The 18289-nt window shown below is 34.8% G+C and carries 26 protein-coding genes, 1 tRNA gene and 1 pseudogene; 13 read left to right on the top strand and 15 right to left on the bottom strand.

What is annotated here, in order from left to right:
• Positions 1-92: 92 nt before the first annotated feature.
• Positions 93-680, top strand: a complete 588-nt coding sequence (recR, locus tag AAGD89_RS00400; protein ID WP_341808952.1) for a recombination mediator RecR — start codon at positions 93-95, stop codon at positions 678-680.
• Between the two features lie 30 nt (positions 681-710).
• On the opposite strand, the gene purC is transcribed toward recR, so the two are convergent.
• On the bottom strand, positions 711-1430 hold the full coding sequence (gene purC, locus AAGD89_RS00395; RefSeq protein WP_341808396.1) for a phosphoribosylaminoimidazolesuccinocarboxamide synthase: 720 nt from the start codon (positions 1428-1430) through the stop codon (positions 711-713).
• Positions 1431-1585: 155 nt separating this feature from the next.
• On the opposite strand from purC, the gene trmD reads away from it, so the two are divergent.
• From trmD to AAGD89_RS00365, 6 genes are all read left to right on the top strand, one after another.
• Positions 1586-2290, top strand: coding sequence for a tRNA (guanosine(37)-N1)-methyltransferase TrmD (gene trmD / locus AAGD89_RS00390; RefSeq protein ID WP_341808951.1), 705 nt, complete (start codon positions 1586-1588; stop codon positions 2288-2290).
• Between the two features lie 4 nt (positions 2291-2294).
• Positions 2295-2672 carry a 50S ribosomal protein L19 gene (rplS, locus tag AAGD89_RS00385; RefSeq protein ID WP_341808395.1) on the top strand — a complete coding sequence of 126 codons (378 nt, stop codon included), beginning with the start codon at positions 2295-2297 and terminating at the stop codon, positions 2670-2672.
• Between the two features lie 23 nt (positions 2673-2695).
• Positions 2696-2863 (top strand): hypothetical protein, encoded by a 168-nt coding sequence (locus AAGD89_RS00380; RefSeq protein WP_341808394.1) that lies wholly within the window; start codon positions 2696-2698, stop codon positions 2861-2863.
• On the top strand, positions 2864-4252 hold the full coding sequence (pstA, locus tag AAGD89_RS00375; RefSeq protein WP_341808393.1) for a phosphate ABC transporter permease PstA: 1389 nt from the start codon (positions 2864-2866) through the stop codon (positions 4250-4252).
• A 6-nt stretch (positions 4253-4258) separates the two neighbouring features.
• Positions 4259-5056, top strand: a complete 798-nt coding sequence (locus AAGD89_RS00370) for a phosphoribosylformylglycinamidine synthase subunit PurQ (protein WP_341808392.1) — start codon at positions 4259-4261, stop codon at positions 5054-5056.
• Between the two features lie 173 nt (positions 5057-5229).
• On the top strand, positions 5230-5487 hold the full coding sequence (locus tag AAGD89_RS00365) for a GNAT family N-acetyltransferase (protein ID WP_341808391.1): 258 nt from the start codon (positions 5230-5232) through the stop codon (positions 5485-5487).
• Between the two features lie 152 nt (positions 5488-5639).
• Here AAGD89_RS00365 and AAGD89_RS00360 read toward each other — a convergent pair whose 3' ends face one another.
• Together AAGD89_RS00360 and coaD are read right to left on the bottom strand one after the other, a co-directional pair.
• Complete coding sequence (locus AAGD89_RS00360; RefSeq protein WP_341808390.1) at positions 5640-5825, bottom strand: zinc-finger domain-containing protein; 186 nt, start codon at positions 5823-5825, stop codon at positions 5640-5642.
• 67 nt (positions 5826-5892) lie between these two features.
• Positions 5893-6399 (bottom strand): pantetheine-phosphate adenylyltransferase, encoded by a 507-nt coding sequence (gene coaD, locus AAGD89_RS00355; protein WP_341808389.1) that lies wholly within the window; start codon positions 6397-6399, stop codon positions 5893-5895.
• 81 nt (positions 6400-6480) lie between these two features.
• Between coaD and AAGD89_RS00350 the strand changes: the two genes are divergently transcribed.
• Positions 6481-6553 (top strand) — tRNA-Phe (locus AAGD89_RS00350).
• 144 nt (positions 6554-6697) lie between these two features.
• On the opposite strand, the gene priA is transcribed toward AAGD89_RS00350, so the two are convergent.
• From priA to AAGD89_RS00310, 8 genes are all read right to left on the bottom strand, one after another.
• The gene (priA, locus tag AAGD89_RS00345) at positions 6698-8962 is read right to left on the bottom strand and encodes a primosomal protein N' (protein ID WP_341808388.1); all 2265 of its coding nucleotides are present in this window, start codon (positions 8960-8962) and stop codon (positions 6698-6700) included.
• A 103-nt stretch (positions 8963-9065) separates the two neighbouring features.
• Positions 9066-9632 carry a cytochrome c oxidase assembly protein gene (locus AAGD89_RS00340; RefSeq protein WP_341808387.1) on the bottom strand — a complete coding sequence of 189 codons (567 nt, stop codon included), beginning with the start codon at positions 9630-9632 and terminating at the stop codon, positions 9066-9068.
• Positions 9633-10355, bottom strand: a complete 723-nt coding sequence (locus tag AAGD89_RS00335; RefSeq protein WP_341808950.1) for a Bax inhibitor-1/YccA family protein — start codon at positions 10353-10355, stop codon at positions 9633-9635.
• A 75-nt stretch (positions 10356-10430) separates the two neighbouring features.
• Entirely contained in the window at positions 10431-11195 is a 765-nt protein-coding gene (gene rlmB / locus AAGD89_RS00330; RefSeq protein ID WP_341808386.1) for a 23S rRNA (guanosine(2251)-2'-O)-methyltransferase RlmB, read from the bottom strand.
• Positions 11176-11304, bottom strand: a complete 129-nt coding sequence (locus AAGD89_RS00325; RefSeq protein WP_341808385.1) for a hypothetical protein — start codon at positions 11302-11304, stop codon at positions 11176-11178. Before AAGD89_RS00325 ends, rlmB begins: the two co-directional genes overlap by 20 nt.
• A 52-nt stretch (positions 11305-11356) precedes the next feature.
• Entirely contained in the window at positions 11357-11677 is a 321-nt protein-coding gene (gene grxD / locus AAGD89_RS00320; RefSeq protein WP_341808384.1) for a Grx4 family monothiol glutaredoxin, read from the bottom strand.
• A 9-nt stretch (positions 11678-11686) separates the two neighbouring features.
• Positions 11687-11911, bottom strand: a complete 225-nt coding sequence (locus tag AAGD89_RS00315) for a BolA/IbaG family iron-sulfur metabolism protein (RefSeq protein WP_341808383.1) — start codon at positions 11909-11911, stop codon at positions 11687-11689.
• A gap of 121 nt (positions 11912-12032) precedes the next feature.
• The gene (locus AAGD89_RS00310; protein ID WP_341808382.1) at positions 12033-13502 is read right to left on the bottom strand and encodes a hypothetical protein; all 1470 of its coding nucleotides are present in this window, start codon (positions 13500-13502) and stop codon (positions 12033-12035) included.
• Between the two features lie 299 nt (positions 13503-13801).
• Between AAGD89_RS00310 and ybeY the strand changes: the two genes are divergently transcribed.
• The 5 genes and pseudogenes from ybeY to AAGD89_RS00285 form a co-directional block, all read left to right on the top strand.
• Complete coding sequence (gene ybeY, locus AAGD89_RS00305; RefSeq protein WP_341808949.1) at positions 13802-14245, top strand: rRNA maturation RNase YbeY; 444 nt, start codon at positions 13802-13804, stop codon at positions 14243-14245.
• Positions 14246-14310: 65 nt separating this feature from the next.
• Positions 14311-14817, top strand: a complete 507-nt coding sequence (gene rimM / locus AAGD89_RS00300; protein WP_341808381.1) for a ribosome maturation factor RimM — start codon at positions 14311-14313, stop codon at positions 14815-14817.
• 62 nt (positions 14818-14879) lie between these two features.
• Positions 14880-15446, top strand: a complete 567-nt coding sequence (gene efp, locus AAGD89_RS00295) for an elongation factor P (protein WP_341808380.1) — start codon at positions 14880-14882, stop codon at positions 15444-15446.
• Positions 15447-15454: 8 nt separating this feature from the next.
• A complete protein-coding gene (locus tag AAGD89_RS00290; protein WP_341808379.1) occupies positions 15455-16153 on the top strand; it encodes an inositol monophosphatase family protein in 699 nt (232 codons plus the stop codon).
• Between the two features lie 245 nt (positions 16154-16398).
• Positions 16399-16725 (top strand): annotated as a pseudogene (locus AAGD89_RS00285) (helix-turn-helix domain-containing protein); the annotation flags it as partial.
• Here AAGD89_RS00285 and AAGD89_RS07225 read toward each other — a convergent pair.
• The 4 genes from AAGD89_RS07225 to AAGD89_RS07220 all read right to left on the bottom strand — a co-directional run bounded on the left by AAGD89_RS07225 (position 16718) and on the right by AAGD89_RS07220 (position 18152).
• Positions 16718-16936, bottom strand: coding sequence for a transposase (locus tag AAGD89_RS07225; RefSeq protein ID WP_410541844.1), 219 nt, complete (start codon positions 16934-16936; stop codon positions 16718-16720). The pseudogene AAGD89_RS00285 and the gene AAGD89_RS07225 sit on opposite strands and share 8 nt — an antisense overlap.
• A 48-nt stretch (positions 16937-16984) precedes the next feature.
• Positions 16985-17173: a hypothetical protein gene (locus AAGD89_RS00280; protein WP_341807927.1), complete on the bottom strand. Its 189-nt coding sequence runs from the start codon at positions 17171-17173 to the stop codon at positions 16985-16987.
• Positions 17174-17229: 56 nt separating this feature from the next.
• Positions 17230-17577, bottom strand: a complete 348-nt coding sequence (locus AAGD89_RS00275; RefSeq protein ID WP_341807926.1) for an IS630 transposase-related protein — start codon at positions 17575-17577, stop codon at positions 17230-17232.
• Between the two features lie 155 nt (positions 17578-17732).
• Positions 17733-18152, bottom strand: coding sequence for a transposase (locus AAGD89_RS07220; protein WP_410541857.1), 420 nt, complete (start codon positions 18150-18152; stop codon positions 17733-17735).
• Between the last annotated feature and the right edge of the window lie 137 nt (positions 18153-18289).

The following is an 18289-nucleotide window of genomic DNA, read 5'->3' as shown; positions in this document are numbered from 1 at the left end:
CGCTGGAGCTCAAAAAATGGGATAAGTTTGTTTCTTTACAAAAGATTTGATGGTATTATTTAATAACCTGCTTCTGAACTCATTAAATGAACATTAACATAAAAAACCTAGTTAGTACTTTTTCTAAATTGCCAAGTCTAGGGCCATCATCATCTCGCAGGTTGGTAATACATTTACTTCAAAACAAAGAGAAAGTTATGTTGCCACTTGCATCTTTAATTAAAGAATTAGCGGATCTCATAATGGAGTGCAAAATTTGTGGAAACTTAGATGTGCAATCTCCGTGCTCTATTTGTATCAATCCAAAACGCGATCCTAGGACATTATGTGTTGTAGAAGAATTAGGTGACTTATGGGCATTTGAAAAAGGAAGCATATATTTAGGTTTATACCATGTTTTGGGTGGAAGACTGTCTGCAATAAATGGCATAGGTCCAAAAGAACTTAATCTTGATACTATCGTTACAAGAGTAATAGAGTCTAAAATTGAAGAGATCATTATTGCAATTAATCCAACGTTAGAGGGTCAAGTTACCGTACAATATATAATTGAGTCATTAAAAAACTTAAATGTGAAAATATCACGCCTTGCTTGTGGCATACCAATGGGTGGAGAAATTGATTATTTAGATGAAGGAACGCTAAAAGTAGCGCTAACTTCAAGGCAAGATATAAAATAATTTTAGCCAAGCTATCAGTTTTTTACCACATCAACCGTCTACTGATAACCTTTCTGCAACTTCTGAATATGCTTCTTTTAAACTCCCTAAGTTCAAACGAAAAACATCTTTGTCTAGCTTTTGATGAGTGTTTTTATCCCATAACCTGCAGTTATCAGGGCTGATTTCATCAGCTAAAACGATTTTTGTACTATCATTTATTAACCTACCAAACTCTAGTTTTAGATCAATTAAATCTATGCCTGCATTTGAAAACAAATCAATTAAGATTTCGTTGATTTTTAAAGTTGTGGACTTGACTTCCTCCATTTCGCTACTGGTTAGCCAACCAAAATATAGCACATGGTTTTCATTGACCATTGGGTCAGCTAGGTCATCATTTTTATAAAAAAACTCAATTATAGGAGATGTGAGTTTCTCTCCTTCTTTTATATTAAAACGTTTACAAAAACTTCCAGCTGCAACATTTCGAACTACAACTTCAAGAGGTATGATTTTTAACTTTTTAACTAATTGTTCTCTTTCGTTTAGAGTTTTCATGAAGTGCGTGTTTATCCATTGATTGTTAAGTTTTTCCATGATGAAAGCACTAATGCGATTATTAATTATCCCCTTACCTTCGATGATTTCATATTTTTCCTTATTAAAGGCTGTAACATCATCTTTAAAATGCTGCACAACAGTTAATGGGTTTTCAGTTGCAATGATCAATTTTGCTTTACCTTCATAAATGATTTTATTCGATGACATGACTAATTTAACTGTATATTATAATAACATTTAGATCTCTTTTCTGTCACCCCAGTGCTTGACACTGGGATCCAGGAGAAACATGATGGATACCAGTGTCAAATACTGGAATAATACTAAAAAGCTATTATATCAACATAATTAAAAAAAAATACATGACATTTAGTGTTACAATATTGACCATATTCCCAGAAATGTTCCCTGGATTTTTGAACTATTCTCTTGCAGGAAAAGCATTAGAAAAAAAAATATGGGACCTTGAAGTGGTAAATATTCGCTCCTTTGCTAAAGATAAACATTTAACGGTAGATGATGTTCCATATGGAGGTGGAGCAGGTATGGTTATGCGCCCTGATGTCGTTGGTAATAGTATAGATAGTGTACTTTCATCTCATCAAAATACTAAACTTATTTACATGACTCCATCTGGCAGGCAGCTCAACCAAAAAATCGCAAAAGAGTTAATAGAGCTTTCTCATATAACAATATTATGTGGTCGATTTGAAGGTATTGACCAAAGGATAATTGATGCGTATACTCCTTATGAGTTAAGTATTGGAGATTATATACTTTCCGGAGGTGAGCCAGCCGCAATGGTGGTTCTTGATGCATGCATTAGGCTCCTTCCAGGTGTAGTAAATAATACCTATAGCATTGCTGAAGAGAGTTTTAGCTATAGTGGTGGTATTCTTGAATATCCTCAATATACCAAACCTCAGCAGTGGATTGGGTATAAAGGAATGGAATATAAAGTGCCTGAGGTTCTGTTATCTGGCAATCACAAAAAAATAAGTGATTGGAGACAGAGGCAGTCTCAAGTGATAACAAAAAAGCGTCGGCCTGAATTATTAAATGGATAGATAAATGACAAATTTACTTGAAAAGTTCAACAAGCAACAAATGCAAGTGTTAGCTAAAGAAATACCAGAATTTCGTCCTGGTGATGATTTGAAGATTACTTTTAGGGTAGTTGATGGTGCAAATGAGCGTATGCAGATATTTGAAGGTGTATGCATATCAAAAAGAAATCGTGGATTACATTCTTCCTTTGCAGTTAGAAAAGTAAGCCATGGAGAGAGTATAGTATCTCAATTTTTTGTTTACTCTCCTGCGCTGGTTTCCGTGCAAGTGACAAGAAAAGGAAAGGTTCGTAGAGCTAAACTATATTATCTGTGCAAACTATTTGGAAAAGCTGCAAGAATCAAAGAGCGTACTACTTATGTTAAGAAGAAATCTAAGTAGGTTTCATTAGTGGCAGGACAAAGTTGTCAAACATTACCTACTTTGTCATCCTATGGCTTGACCATAGGATCCAGGAAAAAGAAATGGATCCCAGTGTCACGCACTGGGATGACAGAAAAGAGGTGTACTGGAATGACAAAGGAAGGCACTCAGATGACAATGGGAAGCGTTGGGACAACAAAAAAAACTAAATGAGCATAAAGAAAAAATTCCTTAAGCTACTTAAGTCCAAGCGTGTACACGTTCGTATCAAAAGAAAAAATAAAAAGAACAAAGCACTACGCTTCTGCTCTTTTATGGCATTAGTAATCTCTCTTGGTTGTCCTATCTGTATACTACTCAGTATATTAGTAAATTCTTATAGTGCCTTGACGGTTACAAAAATTTTGCTACCAATTGAAGTAAGCGATCATTTTTTTTCAATAAATAATCCTCGTGATTTGCGTCATGAATCCATTAGTTTACTCGATAATTCTTTGCGTAAAGTGTTTGAAGGAAGTGATTTTAAAGATAATGACGAAATTTTAAGTCGTAATTCTTACAAAGAGCTGGAGAATTTTTTTCATAAAAAAACAAAAGATAGTAGACTTCTTTCGAAGCCTGTTTATGGTGAGAAATTTTTAGGAGAAGCGCAGGCGAGCACCGCAGAATACTTGAATGTATTTGAGGAGCGTAGACAAGCTTCAACAACAAAATTGCCATCAGAAATCGAGTTTCGAAAGAAGTCTTATGAAATATGGTTCACTGCATCAAGTACAATGAATGCAACAAATAAAGGTAAATATCAGGACAGTCACTATATTAAACTGCTTGATTGGTTAAATGAAAAAGGTAGAGTACGAAAATTTTTCAATAAGTCTTTATTCTTTAAATCTGATTCTCGCGAACCAGAAAATGCAGGAATTTTAGGAGCGCTTATTGGCTCACTAATGACAATTATAGTGTGTCTGGGATTGGCGATGCCTATAGGAATTATGTCTGGCATCTACTTTTATGAATTTATGCCTAAGAATAGGCTAATCACCAATATTGTAGAAATTAGTATAAATAATCTTGCTGCAGTTCCTTCGATAATATTTGGCGTAGTAGGTTTAACTCTCTATCTTGGTATATTTGGATTGCCTCGTTCTTCACCACTTGTTGGCGGCATGACTCTTTCGTTTATGATGCTACCTAATATCATTATTGCAACAAAAAATGCTTTTGCAAATGTTCCTATTCCAATAAAAGATGCAGCTTTTGCACTTGGAGCGCCTCACATTAAAGTTATATTAGATCACTCTTTACCGATTGCATTACCAAGAATCATACATGGTGCTGTACTCGCAATTGCGAGAATTTTAGGTGAATCTTCTCCATTACTCATGATAGGTATGGTAGCGTTTATAGCCGATACTCCAAGATCTTTTTTTGATCCAGCAACTGTTTTGCCTGTACAGATATATATATGGTCAAGCAGTCCCGAAATTGCATTTGTCGAACTTGCAGCTATCGCAATTATAGCTTTATTATTGGTATTGTTTGCGTTAAATTTAATAGCGAATTTTGTCAAAAAGAAATTTGAATTTTTTAATTTTTAGCAACTCATGAAAATCACAGTCCTATCTGGCTATGGCTTAAACTCAGAAAAAGAAACTGCATTTGCATTTATGGAATGCAGCAGGAAACTTGGTATCAGCAATACTGAAGTGAAAATCGTTCACATTAATGAAATTATAGATAATCTAAGTGAACTGAAGTCAAGCAATATACTTGCAATTCCAGGGGGTTTTTCTTATGGTGATGACACTGGCGCTGGTAACGCATTTTCTTTACGTATTAAAAATAATTTGTCAGGGGAATTTCAAGAATTTTTATCTGAAGATAAGCTTGTTATAGGAATATGTAATGGATGTCAGATATTAGCAAAGTTGATTCCAGAGTTCTCTAATCTAGCTTTAATCCATAATGATATAGGTAATTACCAATGTCGCTGGGTAAAAGTTAAAGTGAATCACAAAAGTAATTCTGTTTGGCTGAGTGGTTTAAATGAGCTATATCTTCCTATCGCGCATGGAGAAGGTAAATTTTTTATGGATCAAGGTACTTTGGATCAATTAATCGAAAAAAATTGCACAGCATTACGTTATATAGATGATAACAGTAGCTATGCTAACCTGCAATTTCCTCATAATCCAAATGGATCGATATATGATCTTGCTGCTTTATCAGATAAAAGTGGTAGAGTGTTAGCTTTAATGCCTCATCCGGAAAGAGCAATGTTTTTTACTCAGCAGGACAATTGGCCACTAGAAAAAGAAAAGTGCAAACGTTCAGGAGTTGCGATGCCAAAATATGGCGATGGAATGCTCATTTTTGAAAATGCACTGAAGTACTTTTGCTAAAACTTATTGGTTGAGGCTTATGATTGAAATTGAAGAGATTTCCTATGGTGTTGTAGAATAGACCAAGAAGTAGTGTTGCAATCCGAGCATTCACTGAATCCGATGTTCCAATTCTTGTTACAAAGTTTGCAGAAGTAAATTGGCCAAAACCGCTATCTATATTTGAAACTTATTTGCAGGAACAAAAACTTGGTGAACGTGTTGTATGGACTGCTTCTCATAATGATGAGTTTGCTGGATATGTGACATTAAAATGGTGTTCCGAATACAAACCTTTCCAGAATAAAAGCATCCCAGAAATCATGGATTTTAACGTATTACCAGTTATGAGAAATAAAGGTATAGGATCAGCTTTGCTTGAAGTTGCAGAAAAAGAAGCAGCGAAAAAAAGTGCCATTGTTGGGTTGGGTGTTGGTCTTTATGCTGATTAAGGAGCTGCTCAAAAACTATATGTCAAGATAGGCTATGTTCCCGATGGCCTTGGCGTTACGTACAAATATAAGGATATTAAACCTGGCGCTAAAGTCGATCTCGACGATGATTTGGTGCTTTGGTTCATGAAGAAGTTAAAATAGCAGCCATATTATGATTCTTCCTCAATCAGCATTGTTTCCTCCACGTGATCATATAAAAACGCCTTTCCGCAATAGGGGCAAACGATTTCCTCTTCTTCTCCAATGTCCAAATATATTAACGGATGGCCAAATCCTTCATCATTTTCATCACCACGACAACAAACTTTTCTATTATTAATTCTCATCTTTGACATGTTGCTCCTTTAATTTACAACATTTTGTACATTAATGTACTCATTTAGAAATAAAAAGCAATAAACACTATTTTCCATCTTTTACTCCATTCAGTTTGATTAATTCATTTTGAATGCCTTTTGGTACAAATTTACTAACATCTCCTTTGAGCCTTGCTATTTCTTTTACAAAGCTTGATGAAATGAATTGTGTATCTTCAGAGGCAGGAAGAAATATGGTTTCAATTGCAGGAAGAAGTTTATAGTTCACCCAACTCATTTGAAACTCATAATCAAAATCTGATACTGCTCTTAAGCCCCTAATAATGACCGAAGCATTTTGCTCTTTTGCAAAATTCATTAGCAACCCATTAAAAGATATAACATCTGCGCCAATCCCTAGTTCTTTAATTTCATTTTTAGCCATACTTGTGCGCAATTTTGCACCAAAAGCAGCATGCTTATTAATATTTTCTGCAACCCCAATTATTAATTTATCAACAATTTTACACGCTCTTTTTATTATGTCAATATGTCCGAAAGTTATAGGATCAAATGTACCTGGATAAATTCCTATTCTGTAATTAATTTTCATCCTTTATTTTTATACAAATTACTTTAAAAACTTTTAATGGACATCATAACATTTTTAAACTAAAAATGAAAGGATGTACTTGGCCTGATAGCTCAGTTGGTAGAGCAAAGGACTGAAAATCCTTGTGTCGCTGGTTCGATTCCTGCTCAGGCCACTTCCTATTTTGTATCCGTTTAGCCAGTAGCATCAACTTAAGGAACTTTATTAGCAAACCTTCCTAAAAACATGATGATGTTTAAATGTACAATGCTCTGGAAGTATACATCTAAATGAGAATGTCAAGTTACATAAGACTTGACTAAAAAAAGCTCACAGGATCAACATCTATTACTACTGCTACACTTGAGTCTAAGCCACAATTTTTAATCCAACCTCTCAGGTTTTTTCGTACGAACAAACTGTGCTTGTTGTGTATTTTTAGTAATATTCTATATCTATACTGATTGTTTAAAAAACTTATCGCTGCTGGTGACGGACCAAAAATTTCAAATTCTTTTTTTTCTGTATCCCAGTGTCCGCTACTCGAATGACAGAGAGGAAGTGCAATATTCTTCGCCACTTCATTTGCTGCTCTCTGCACTCTAATCTGATTTTTTCCAGAGATGATAAGTGCTATTAACCTGCTAAAAGGTGGCATTCCTGCTTTGCGCCTTGATTCAAGCTCGATCTCGTAAAACAGATCTCGTTTTTGATGCTGCAGTGCTTTGATCACGGAACTTTCAAGGTTATTGGTTTGCACGATCACTGTTCCTTTTTCGCTGAATCTCCCAGATCTTCCTGCAACTTGATGTAACAACTGATATGTCTTTTCCGCTGCCCTTAAATCAGAATTTTCCAAACTCAAATCTGCATTTATTACTCCAACTAAAGTTAATTTCGGAAAATTGTGCCCCTTAGCAATTATTTGTGTACCAATTATAATATTCACTTCCTCCTTTAACACTAAGTCAATAATATTATTAACTGACTTCTGGTCACTACTTATAATTGCAGTTTTTGCATTTGGTATTAACTTCACCGTTTCTTCAAGCAGTCTTTCAATTCCTATACCATAAAGAGACAATGACCCTTCACTTTGGCAATTAGTGCATTTTTCTGGGAGTGTTGACTGATATGAGCAATGGTGACAGAGGAGTAAGTTTTTTTTCTTGTGGTATGTGAGCCAAACAGCGCAATTTAAGCATGGAATTTTGTATCCACACTTTTTACAGACTGCCAGTTGTGCATATCCTCGACGGTTTAGAAAAAGCATCACTTGCTGTTTTTTTTCTATGGTTCGTTGTATGTTCTCAAAAAGCTCATTTGAGATCCATTGTTTACTATTTCTCATATCCACTACTTTAATGAGTGGTAGTTCTGCACCACCAAACCGCTTTGTTAATCTGACATGATTGTAATTGCCATTTTTAACGTGATGAATAGTTTCAAGCAGTGGAGTGGCTGACGATAAAATAATCGGGATGTTTTCAATTTTAGCTAAGATTATCGCCATATCTCGAGCATTATATATGATACCCTGCTCTTGTTTAAAAGATGAATCGTGTTCTTCATCAATAACAATTAATTTTAGGTTTTTATAAGGCAAAAAAAGTGCTGATCTTGCTCCAATGATTATTTGTGCACTTCCGTTTGCTATGTTGAGCCAATTATTTCGCCGAGTTTTTGGAGTGAGACCAGAGTGCCATTCAGCTATATTTCCAGATATCTGCTGGCGGATACGATTTACTAATTGTGATGTTAAAATAATTTCTGGTAGAAGTATCAGGACTTGTGCATCACCTTCTTCTGATGTCATTCCAACCTGGTCTGGTGTCATAGTACCAAATGTTTTTATCCCGAGCTGGTTTGATGTTATCCCAGCCTGGTCTGGTGTCATCCCAGTGCGTGACACTGGGATCCAGCGAACTTTATTCGCAAATGAATCCAAAGGACAAATATCAAATTTTGTACCGAAACACAATTCTGTGGTGGCATGACATGCAAAGTGGATTCCAGTGTCAAGCACTGGAATGACACCCTCTATAACAGGGGGTTCATACAGTTGTGCATCATGATGATTTTTAATGACTTCTGCAATCACAGAGAGATAAACTTCTGTCTTTCCAGATCCCGTCTCGCCATCAAGCAAAGTCACTGAATATCTTCCCAAATTACTTATTATTCTACTGCTTGCTGCTTGCTGTTCAGAATTTAATTGGTAATTTATTTCACTTATTTTCTGCTCTTGCTTAGTATGAACTAACTTATCTATATTATTTACCTTCAGTACCCCTCCCATGATCACTTTTGCAAGCATACCAATCAATATCAGATTATACTCTGCAACCCACTCTGCAAACGCGATTAACTTTGGTCTGACACTTGGTAAATCAATTTTTTGTTCAATGAATTTCAGTTCTCTGTTGGTTTTGTTGCTATACTGCCAAACTATGCCAATTAGACGCCTTCTGCCAAATGGCACTACGACGTAGTCTCCAATTGAAACTTTAGTATTTCCTCCAACCGCATATGAGAATAACTGGTTAATTGGAAGAGGTAGTAATATGTCGACTGTTTTTGCCATAGCGAATTGAGTTTAGCATTGTTTTTAAAGAGCTTATAGCTATTCCAGAGGGGAAGACAAATATAGTGACTTTCAAGTCGAAAATTAGCGTTCTATGCTTTTTTCAATCTATGGACTTGTAGTCCATGGTGGTTGAATTAAGCTTAAAAAACGTATACGATAACGTTATTTCATCTAAATCTTTTGTACTCTGGTCAAGTATTATCTCAGGATCAATATAGAAGGAGACTGGCATAGCTGCTTTTTGCTTTGGCAGCAGCATTTGTTCATTAAAGCAAAAACATGCAATTTTATTAAAATATTTACCTGCTTTAAAAGGCGTGACATTATATACTGCCATTCCAAAAGAAGGCTGGTCCGATAGATTTTTTGCATAATAAAAAGCTAAACTTTGCTCCCCTATGTTCACGTCCATATAGTTAGTTTCTTGAATAAATTCCCAAGGAAGATCAGGCATTATGTCAGCATTAAAATATACCCTAATTTTCTGATTAGTTACATTTGTTATCGCGTTAGTTACTTTTTTTGTTGTGCCACCATATCCAGTAGCTTTACAGAAAATCCTATATAAGGGAACTGATGCATATGTAAGACATAGCATCAAAAAAACTAAAGACATTAAAAAAAAGACTATAGAATTCTTATCACTCTTCCTTAAAAAGGAAAACATTTAATCTCTATTATTTAACAAATTAAGTAATCTAAGTAAATTTAGGAATATGTTGATAAAGTCAAAGTAAAGATTAGTTGCACCGAGTATTGCTAACTTAGTAGTAGCAACTTCCGATCCGTCATTATATTTGTAATAAACATCTTTGATTCTTTGGGCATCATACGCAGTCATTAATGTAAATACTATCACTGATATGAATGATATTGCAAAATAAAGTGGACTACTTCCAAGGAACAAATTCACTATAGATGCTATAATTAATCCCCAGACTCCCATAATCAAAAAAGAGCCCATACTTGTGAGATCTCTTTTTGTGGTGTTACCATATAAAGCCATAGAGCCAAACATGATTGACGTAATGAAAAACGCTCTTGCTATATTTTCTGCAGTATAAACTATAAAAATATACGATAAGGAAAGCCCCATTAACACCGAAAATGCGAAAAATATAGTAACTGTGGACTGAGCACTTAGGTGTTGAATTTTGTAAGACATATAAAACACTAATGCAATAGGGGATAACATTACCACGATCGATAGAACGGGATTAGAATAAATTACCTGAAAAAGACCAGAAAACACCGTTAAAAATGCAACAAGACCTGTAACACCGAGGGCCAAAGCCATATAATTATATACTTTAGTCAGATAACTTCTGAGTCCAGCACTGTAGTAGGCGCCTTGAGAGCGGATATCCTGTTCATTTCTCATGTAAGACATAGTATAACTCCTTTTGTCCATTATTTAACGCATTCATTATAATATAAAACTGCATTTTTATCAAGTGTTTTTATGCTATGCGCTGGCATTTGTTTTAACATAAATAGAATGTAAACCTATTGCTGCTGCATTTGAAACATTTAAACTACCAATTGTATTTGAAATTGGTATTTTTAAGAGATAATCACAGTTTTCTTTAACCAGCCTTCGCATTCCTTTTTCTTCAGATCCCAATATTATAACTCTTTTTTGACCAAAGCTCTTTATTTCATTTATATCCTCGCCAGCGTTACAATCAAACCCATAACACCAGTAACCAAAATCTTTTAAAGTTTTTATTGTACTTACTATATTTGTAACATGTATTAATGGCACAATGTCTAGTGCACCACTAGCCGCTTTTGCAATAGATGCATTTTCGCTTGGTGAATGATGACATGGCAAAACCAATGCATTAACATTAAAACAGGCTGAAGTTCTTAAAATCGATCCTATATTATGTGTATCTGTGACTTGATCTAGAATTACAATAGTAGAACTATCAGCGCTACTTTCAGCGATTTCTTCAATACCTAAGTGGTTAGAAATAGGAGCAACTTTTAATGCAATTCCTTGATGGTTAACACCTTTGGGTAAAATGCTATCAAATATTTTGTTTTCTACTATTTGAACTTTAATATTTTTACCTTTTGCACATTCTATAATTTCTTTTTCATGCTCTTTGTAAGAATTTTCTGTTACTAATAGTTCTATACATCGCCTATTTTTATTTTTTAATGCTGATATACACGTGTGCCTTCCGTACAGCCAAAAATTCTCATTAGTCTTTTGTGATTTCATCGTACTCTAAGAAGCCGTTGTACTTAAGTTTTCTCTTTCCTTTTATAAAGCCTACTATGGTTAATACTTCATCTACTTTTTCATTAAAAAACTTAACGACTTTACTCACACTTTTCCTTAATTTGATGTGTATGATTTATTGAACATTTTCATCATTTTTTTTATTCAATAATCTTTTTTTCTTTTAATAGGCTTTGCAGCTCACCTTTTTCGTACATTTCTCTAGTTATGTCAGAGCCACCGATAAATTCTTCTTTTACATACAATTGTGGAATTGTTGGCCAATCAGAAAATTTTTTTATGGATTCACGTATTTCATCACTCTCCAGTACATTAATAGCCTTAAATTTCACATTTAATTTTTTGAGAATTGATACTACAAGTCCAGAGAAACCACATTGTGGAAAATCGGAAGTGCCTTTCATGTATAGTACTACATCATTTTCTCTTATATCTTTTTTTATTTGTTCGAAATCGCTCATAAGTCTACCTTAATTTTGAGTATTAGTTTCTAATTGCAAAGCATGTATAGACTGACCTTCCAAAGCTTTATGTACCATTCTATGTTGGTCTATTTTTGTCTTTCCAAGAAAAAGATCAGAAGTTATTTTTAAATGGTAGTGATCATTATCTCCAGCAAGATCATTAATCTCTATATCAGCACCAGGAAACGATTGTTTGATGATCTTTTCTAATTCGTGAATTGCAATAACCATTAATTTTTAAAACCACAACACTTTTTATTATAAATCCAAAACAACTGAGCGCAATAAAAAGTTGCTATAATATTTTCAAAAGCAAAGCAGTTTCACAAAAAATCTACCACATGTCTATAATTTACCGACAACATTCTACGAGAAGAGTTTTGCCATCATAAAGGTCAGCTACAAGATGCTTGACATGCAAACTTTCGACCTTACCACTTTGGTCATGACACTTTTTAATAGTTGATATTCTTTGTTCAACTGTGTCATCAAGTAGATTTTTATTAACTTTTTCGTTGCTAGTATCGCTATCTTTAAGATAAACAACATTTGTACAATTTGTTTTATTATAGTAATGCACACCAAGACATAAAATTGACGATGCAAACATACCTGTAGCCACAAGTGATAATAATCCTGTATTAGTAGCCAGAATGCTTTGGTAAAATGTTGTAATATTACTTATACCACCTGCTGCATAAAGCCAGAAAGGAAGTGCTAGATTTGCAACAATAAAACCTGTGGATAATGCAGTAAATAGTGGTCTATCATTTATTACTGATTCTATTTTCCCAACTTTCCTAATTACTTCTTCATCAACGTTAGCAATACCATTTTTGTTAGCTTCCCAAGTATTAAATCTATAATGCAAGATAGTGCCATTGCTGTGTACCACAGCCAAATGTCTTAAGATTTGTTCTTTGGTTTCAGGCTCTAGTGCTTTTTTAAAAATTTTATCAGGATCTTTTTCATCAATTTGATGCTCTATAGTATTATTAAATTGTTTAATAGCACAAAATATACCAATTGCGAATAATGAAAGTGCTATAATTCCTGGAACAGTAATAAATTTAGGATTGTTTATAATGAACGCAATCAGACTTCCCTTGTCTTGTAAGTACACTGAAGTAGCATATGCAATCGTATACATCGCGATGACAGTAGCACTGACCATAGGAATCACAAAACTCGCCCGCTGTACGGCACGCTTTACTCTTAGCCCGGTTCTGCTTGTTTTTTTTCTATCGTTGCCATCTACATAACTGTCATTACGACCTTGAAGTAATGGCTCTTGGCTATCATCTGTAAATACTGATTGTGAACCATCACCTGGTTCTCCATTAAAGCTTCCATCATTAGAAAAGATAAAAGAATTTCCTTTATCACCTTGACCACCTACTCCTTCATGTTTATCAACACTATTGCCTGACCTTACAGTTGAATAAATATGCTCTCTAGGATTCACTAATTTTTTCCTATCTGAGCTATTTTCAACTTCTAAAGGTAGACTATATGAAACTTTGCTAGCATCACTGGCTGCTTGAATAGGAGATTGTGGAGAATCAATTTCACCTTTAAATGGATTTGAATCATCTAGGTCTTCTTCTTGTCCTACTCCTTCTAATTCAGCATCCGCTCTATCTGAAACTTTTGTTCTAGGGAATAGTTTCGGTTTTCCTTCACTTGATGCTGTTTGACCGCCAGCCGATTCACCTGCAATTGCTTGTTCAAGGTTATTCTTTAGCGTTTGCACGCCTGGACCTCTTGTTTCAACAACTTTCTCTTCCGTTTCTTTAGAACTCTGACCTTGTGGTATTGGCATATTTACCCTCTGAAATTAATTACTATGCTGTGTTGATTACGTTATACTTATTAAGATATGGTAAACATTAGTGTACGAATAACTACTCTTTCGGGATTCTGTCATGCAAGTAGCATGGCACTGAGGCTAACAATTGGCAAAAGTTCTTGTCCATGCTTTTGCTTCCTGGCTTAAGAAAACACAATTAATATGACGTTCCTTGACTTTTTCAACACTTATGGAGGTGGCCCTGAAGTACTATAGTTGCGTGCTTGACACTCAGATTTAATTTGTTGCATAATATATATAAAATACTAATTGTGCTGGAAGTAAACATTATTGATGAAAAGTGGTGTAATATAATTGGAGATTCAGAGGAGTTTGTATTAAATGTTATAAATGCCTCTTTAAGGGAATTAAAAATAGACCACTATAAACCACGCATATCAATAGCTCTGGCTGATGATAATTTGTTAAATCAGCTTAATTTAAAATTCAGAGGAGTGGATAAGCTAACCAACGTACTATCATTTCCGTGTGAACAATTATCCAGCGACTGCGATTTAGGAGACATAGCAATTTCAATAGACACAATAGAGAGAGAATCGCATGAATACTGTATACCTATCCTCACTCACATTGCACATATGTTGGTCCATGGATTACTGCATTTACTGGGCTATGATCACGAAGAACAAGACGAGGAGGTTATAATGAAGAATGTAGAAAATAAAATTTTAGCTTCGCTTGGCTATGATGTATAGGTGAGACTTTCGAGAAATTCTGTCACTTTATAGACAAAAAAACAACTCTTGTTATTATCTTAAATATGAATGATGATTTAGTATGTTTAGGGATTATTACTTCCCCTCACGGAATTAAAGGGGCTGTTAAAGTCAAAACCTTTACTGAAAAGCCTGAAAATATTTTCTCATACGGCGAGTTAACAGATGGTGATGAGAGTTATATAATAAATTCAATGTCAGTTGTAGGTGATAATTTAATATTAGCAACAATCAGTGGTGTAAATTCTCGTAATGAAGCAGAGCGTTTAAGAAATAAGAAGCTGTGTATAACAAGGACCAAGCTACCGAAACTAAATGATGAGAATGAATTCTATCAAAACGACCTTATAGATATGGAGGTCAGACTAGAAAATGGTGAGTTATATGGTTGTGTAAAGTCTATATATAACTTCGGCTCAGGAGATATATTAGAAATTTTAGTTATCAGCACAAAAAAGAATATTATGCTATCTTTTACTAAAGAAATATTTCCATACATAAATATAAAAGAAAGATATATAACGCTCAATATGCCTGAGTTTATTACCTAATAAAGGCTTTGATGTTTATATAAATTTATTTATAATCATAGGATCAAATTGAAAGTGTAATTATGGCAGAAAGAGCGAATGATATCAGGCCAGGTCAGGTACTAGAACATAATGGAGGACTGTTTTTGATTGTGAGTATTATGCATACTCGACCAGGTAAAGGTGGAGCGTACATACAAGCCGAAATGAAAAATATTAAAACCGGAGCAAAACATTATGAGAGATTTCGTTCTGATGAAACAATAAGAAGGGCAATTTTGGATGAAGAAGAGTATGTTTACCTCTTTACCGAAGGAAATATTGTGAATCTTATGCACTCAAGTAATTACGAACAAATTACTATAAATTTGGAATTGTTGGGAGAAAAAAAGATTTATTTACAGGGTAACATGAAAATTAAAGTAGTATCTTATCAGGATAAAATGATTTCTGCGCATGTGCCAGATTACGTAACGTTTGCTGTAAAAGAAACAGAATCTGTTATAAAAGGGCAAACTGCCACTGCTTCTTATAAGCCTGCAATTCTGGAAAACGGAATGCGCGTTAGCGTTCCTCAATTTATCAAAGAAGAAGATAAAATTGTAGTGTATACTCCAGACGATAGTTATTATGAAAGAGTGAAAGAGTAAAGGAAATAATGTCCATTTCATCACCGCGAATTAATGTGATGCTCGATTCTGTACGCAGTGCTTCCAAAAAGCTTATGCGCGATTTTAATGAGCTGCAAATTTCTAATATTAAGTCAGCGGATTTTATTAATAAAACTTATTTAAAATCTCAAGAAACTATATATAGTGGGCTGCGCGATTACAAAAAAGATTATGGATTTATATTCGAAGATGATGCTGATCAAGAAATAAAGGATAACGATTATACTTGGTTTGTCATGCCTATAGAAGGCAGAGAGAATTTTTCTAGCTGTATAGTTTATTTTGCAGTGTCAGTCTGTCTCATTCATAAAAATAAAGTTGTGGCAGCTGTCATTGATGCTCCAGCATTGAGGGAAACTTTTTGGGCAGAAGAGAAGAAGGGTGCTTTTCTTGAAGATTTTCGATCTCGCAATATTAAAATGCGAGTGAAAAGTCGCGAAGGTGGTGTTATAGATGTAAGCGGTAATTTATTAAGTAAATTATTGCCAGGCAACAGTAATCTGCGCTCCATTGGTTCAACGGTTCTGGGCTTTGCATACCTTTCTGCAGGAAGATACAGCGGAATAATCTACTCTGGAATTAATAAATATAAAGCCATACTTGGTAAGCTTTTTTTACAAGAAAGCAACGGAAGATTAACGGAAAATAACGGATTAATTACTGCTGGCGATATCAGACTAAGCTAACAGACGGGAATGTTCAGGATGCACAGTCCCAGAGTGTAATGTCATGGATTAAGTATAAATAACTCAGGAAATTGTGTGTACTGGTTGCATATAAATTCATATGTGGTAAGACCCTTAAGCCGCTTTGTATTGCTCAACGTACTGCCTCTGTCGTTCTGGCGCACACATAGACCCCCTGCGAAAAGGTAGAAAGTAGGTAAAAACGACTAAAAAGCATGTAAAATGAAAGTTTTAGGAGAGGGAAGATAGCAATAAGTTACGTAAAAATAGCAAGAACACCATATATTTTTAGACAATTGACAGGGCTCACAACATCTGAATTTGAAAAAATTGTGGCAAAAGTGCGTCCAGAGTGGGAAAAAATGGAGGCGAAAAAGAAATGTCACGGAAGAAAATCGCATGTTGAGGAGCTAGAAGACAGGATTTTATGTGTTCTAATTTATTACAGAACGTACATAACGCATCCATTTTTAGGGTTTTTGTTTAATTTGCACAACTCAAATATTTGCCGACTTTTGAAGAAAATGGAGCCATTATTGGCCAAAAAAATTACTATAGTACTTTCTAATACAAGTGATAAACTTCCATAATCGCCTTACCAACCAAAAGGTGTAGATTATCCTGCTGATGCATGCGAGTCCTGAGCCAGCTTTTAATCGTATGCCAGCAATGCTCAATTGGATTCAGATCTGGTGAGTACGTAGGAAGATAGAGCAAATAGCAACCTATAGATTCTATTAATTCCCTTGTTTTAGCGGTTTTATGAAAAGCAGCATTATCCATAATTATAGTTGTACCAACAGGCAACTTTGGTAGCAATATTTGCTCCAGCTACGCATTGAATACATCCTTATCGCACCCTCCAGTGAAGGTCATGGGCGCAATAAAATTTTTCTTAATCCACCCACCTGTCATACTGATTCTCTCGCGTTTTTTGCCCGTAATGTCTGCATAAATTTTCTCCCCCTCGTGGAGCTCTTCCATATTCTGGGTATAGCCTATTATCGACTCCTGCTTCATCTATATACACAATGCTTTCATGGTCTATTTTGGCAACTTTTTCGACAAATTTTTGCCTATCTTCGTGGTTCCGCTCTCGGTAAAGCGTGGTCTTTTTTTTCTTGTGATTTTAACTGCTTCAGCCTATACCAGATCGAATTTATCCCAAATCCTAGGTTTTGTTTCATCTCCATTAGCGTCTGATCTGGGTGTTTTTTAACATACTCTTTCAGCATTTTTGGATCTATTTTTCTTATAAAACCACTCATTTTTGCTGGTTTTAAGCTCTCACCTGCAGCCTTCTTTTTTAGCCATCTGTATAACGTTGCTATTCCTATCTCCAAAAGTTCTGCAACCTCTTCCTTTGGCTTTCCTTTTTTAACCAAAGATACTGCTTTCTCTCTTAAATCAACACTGTATACCATCACTTTTCCTACATGCCTAAATGGTCATTATACAGTTATCATTTGCTTTGGAAAGTACTATATATAGCCAAGTTTAGCATAATGGGTTTTAGTGATATATGGTGTCTCTATGCCAAAAACACAATATCCAACAGATTATCTAATAAGGGGTTAATTCAGAAGTTGCTGAGATGATGGAAGAAAAGCAGCAGTATGTACAACAAGGTCACAGATCTTTTTAACCTAAATCTAGAGTACGGCGGCAATATAATCCATAAGTGTTGAAAGTTAGAAACATAGTTATATTGAGGTGGCTGACAGCATCCTATTGAAAGCAGGATGATTGAACACACAAAAGACTCACTAAGATCTAGTGCAAATTGTAATGATGCTATTTTAAATTCGTGCAGGTTGTTTCTGATTTTATAAACAAGAAATAATAAAGCCGTAATAATAATCATGTAAATATGCACCTTCATGCCATTCATGGTATGGTTTAGAAAGTGCCTATATCCAAGGTTTTGCTTTATAAATTTAAATAATACTTCTATGTCCCATCTATACCTGTATATTTCTGTTACTTCATAAGCTGGCATCTCAAATAGGCTAGTTAAAAAGCACATTTCATCTCCAATTTTGTTCTTTATTTTAATTAAACGTAGGTTGCATTTTTCGCCACTCTACATCGTACTCGACAAATATTGACTACTATATTTTCTAAAATCTCTGATCC

Origin of the sequence: Wolbachia endosymbiont (group E) of Neria commutata, assembly GCF_964026735.1 — a bacterium.
Classification (GTDB): Bacteria; Pseudomonadota; Alphaproteobacteria; order Rickettsiales; family Anaplasmataceae; genus Wolbachia.
This window is presented reverse-complemented; position numbering and strand designations above follow the sequence as displayed.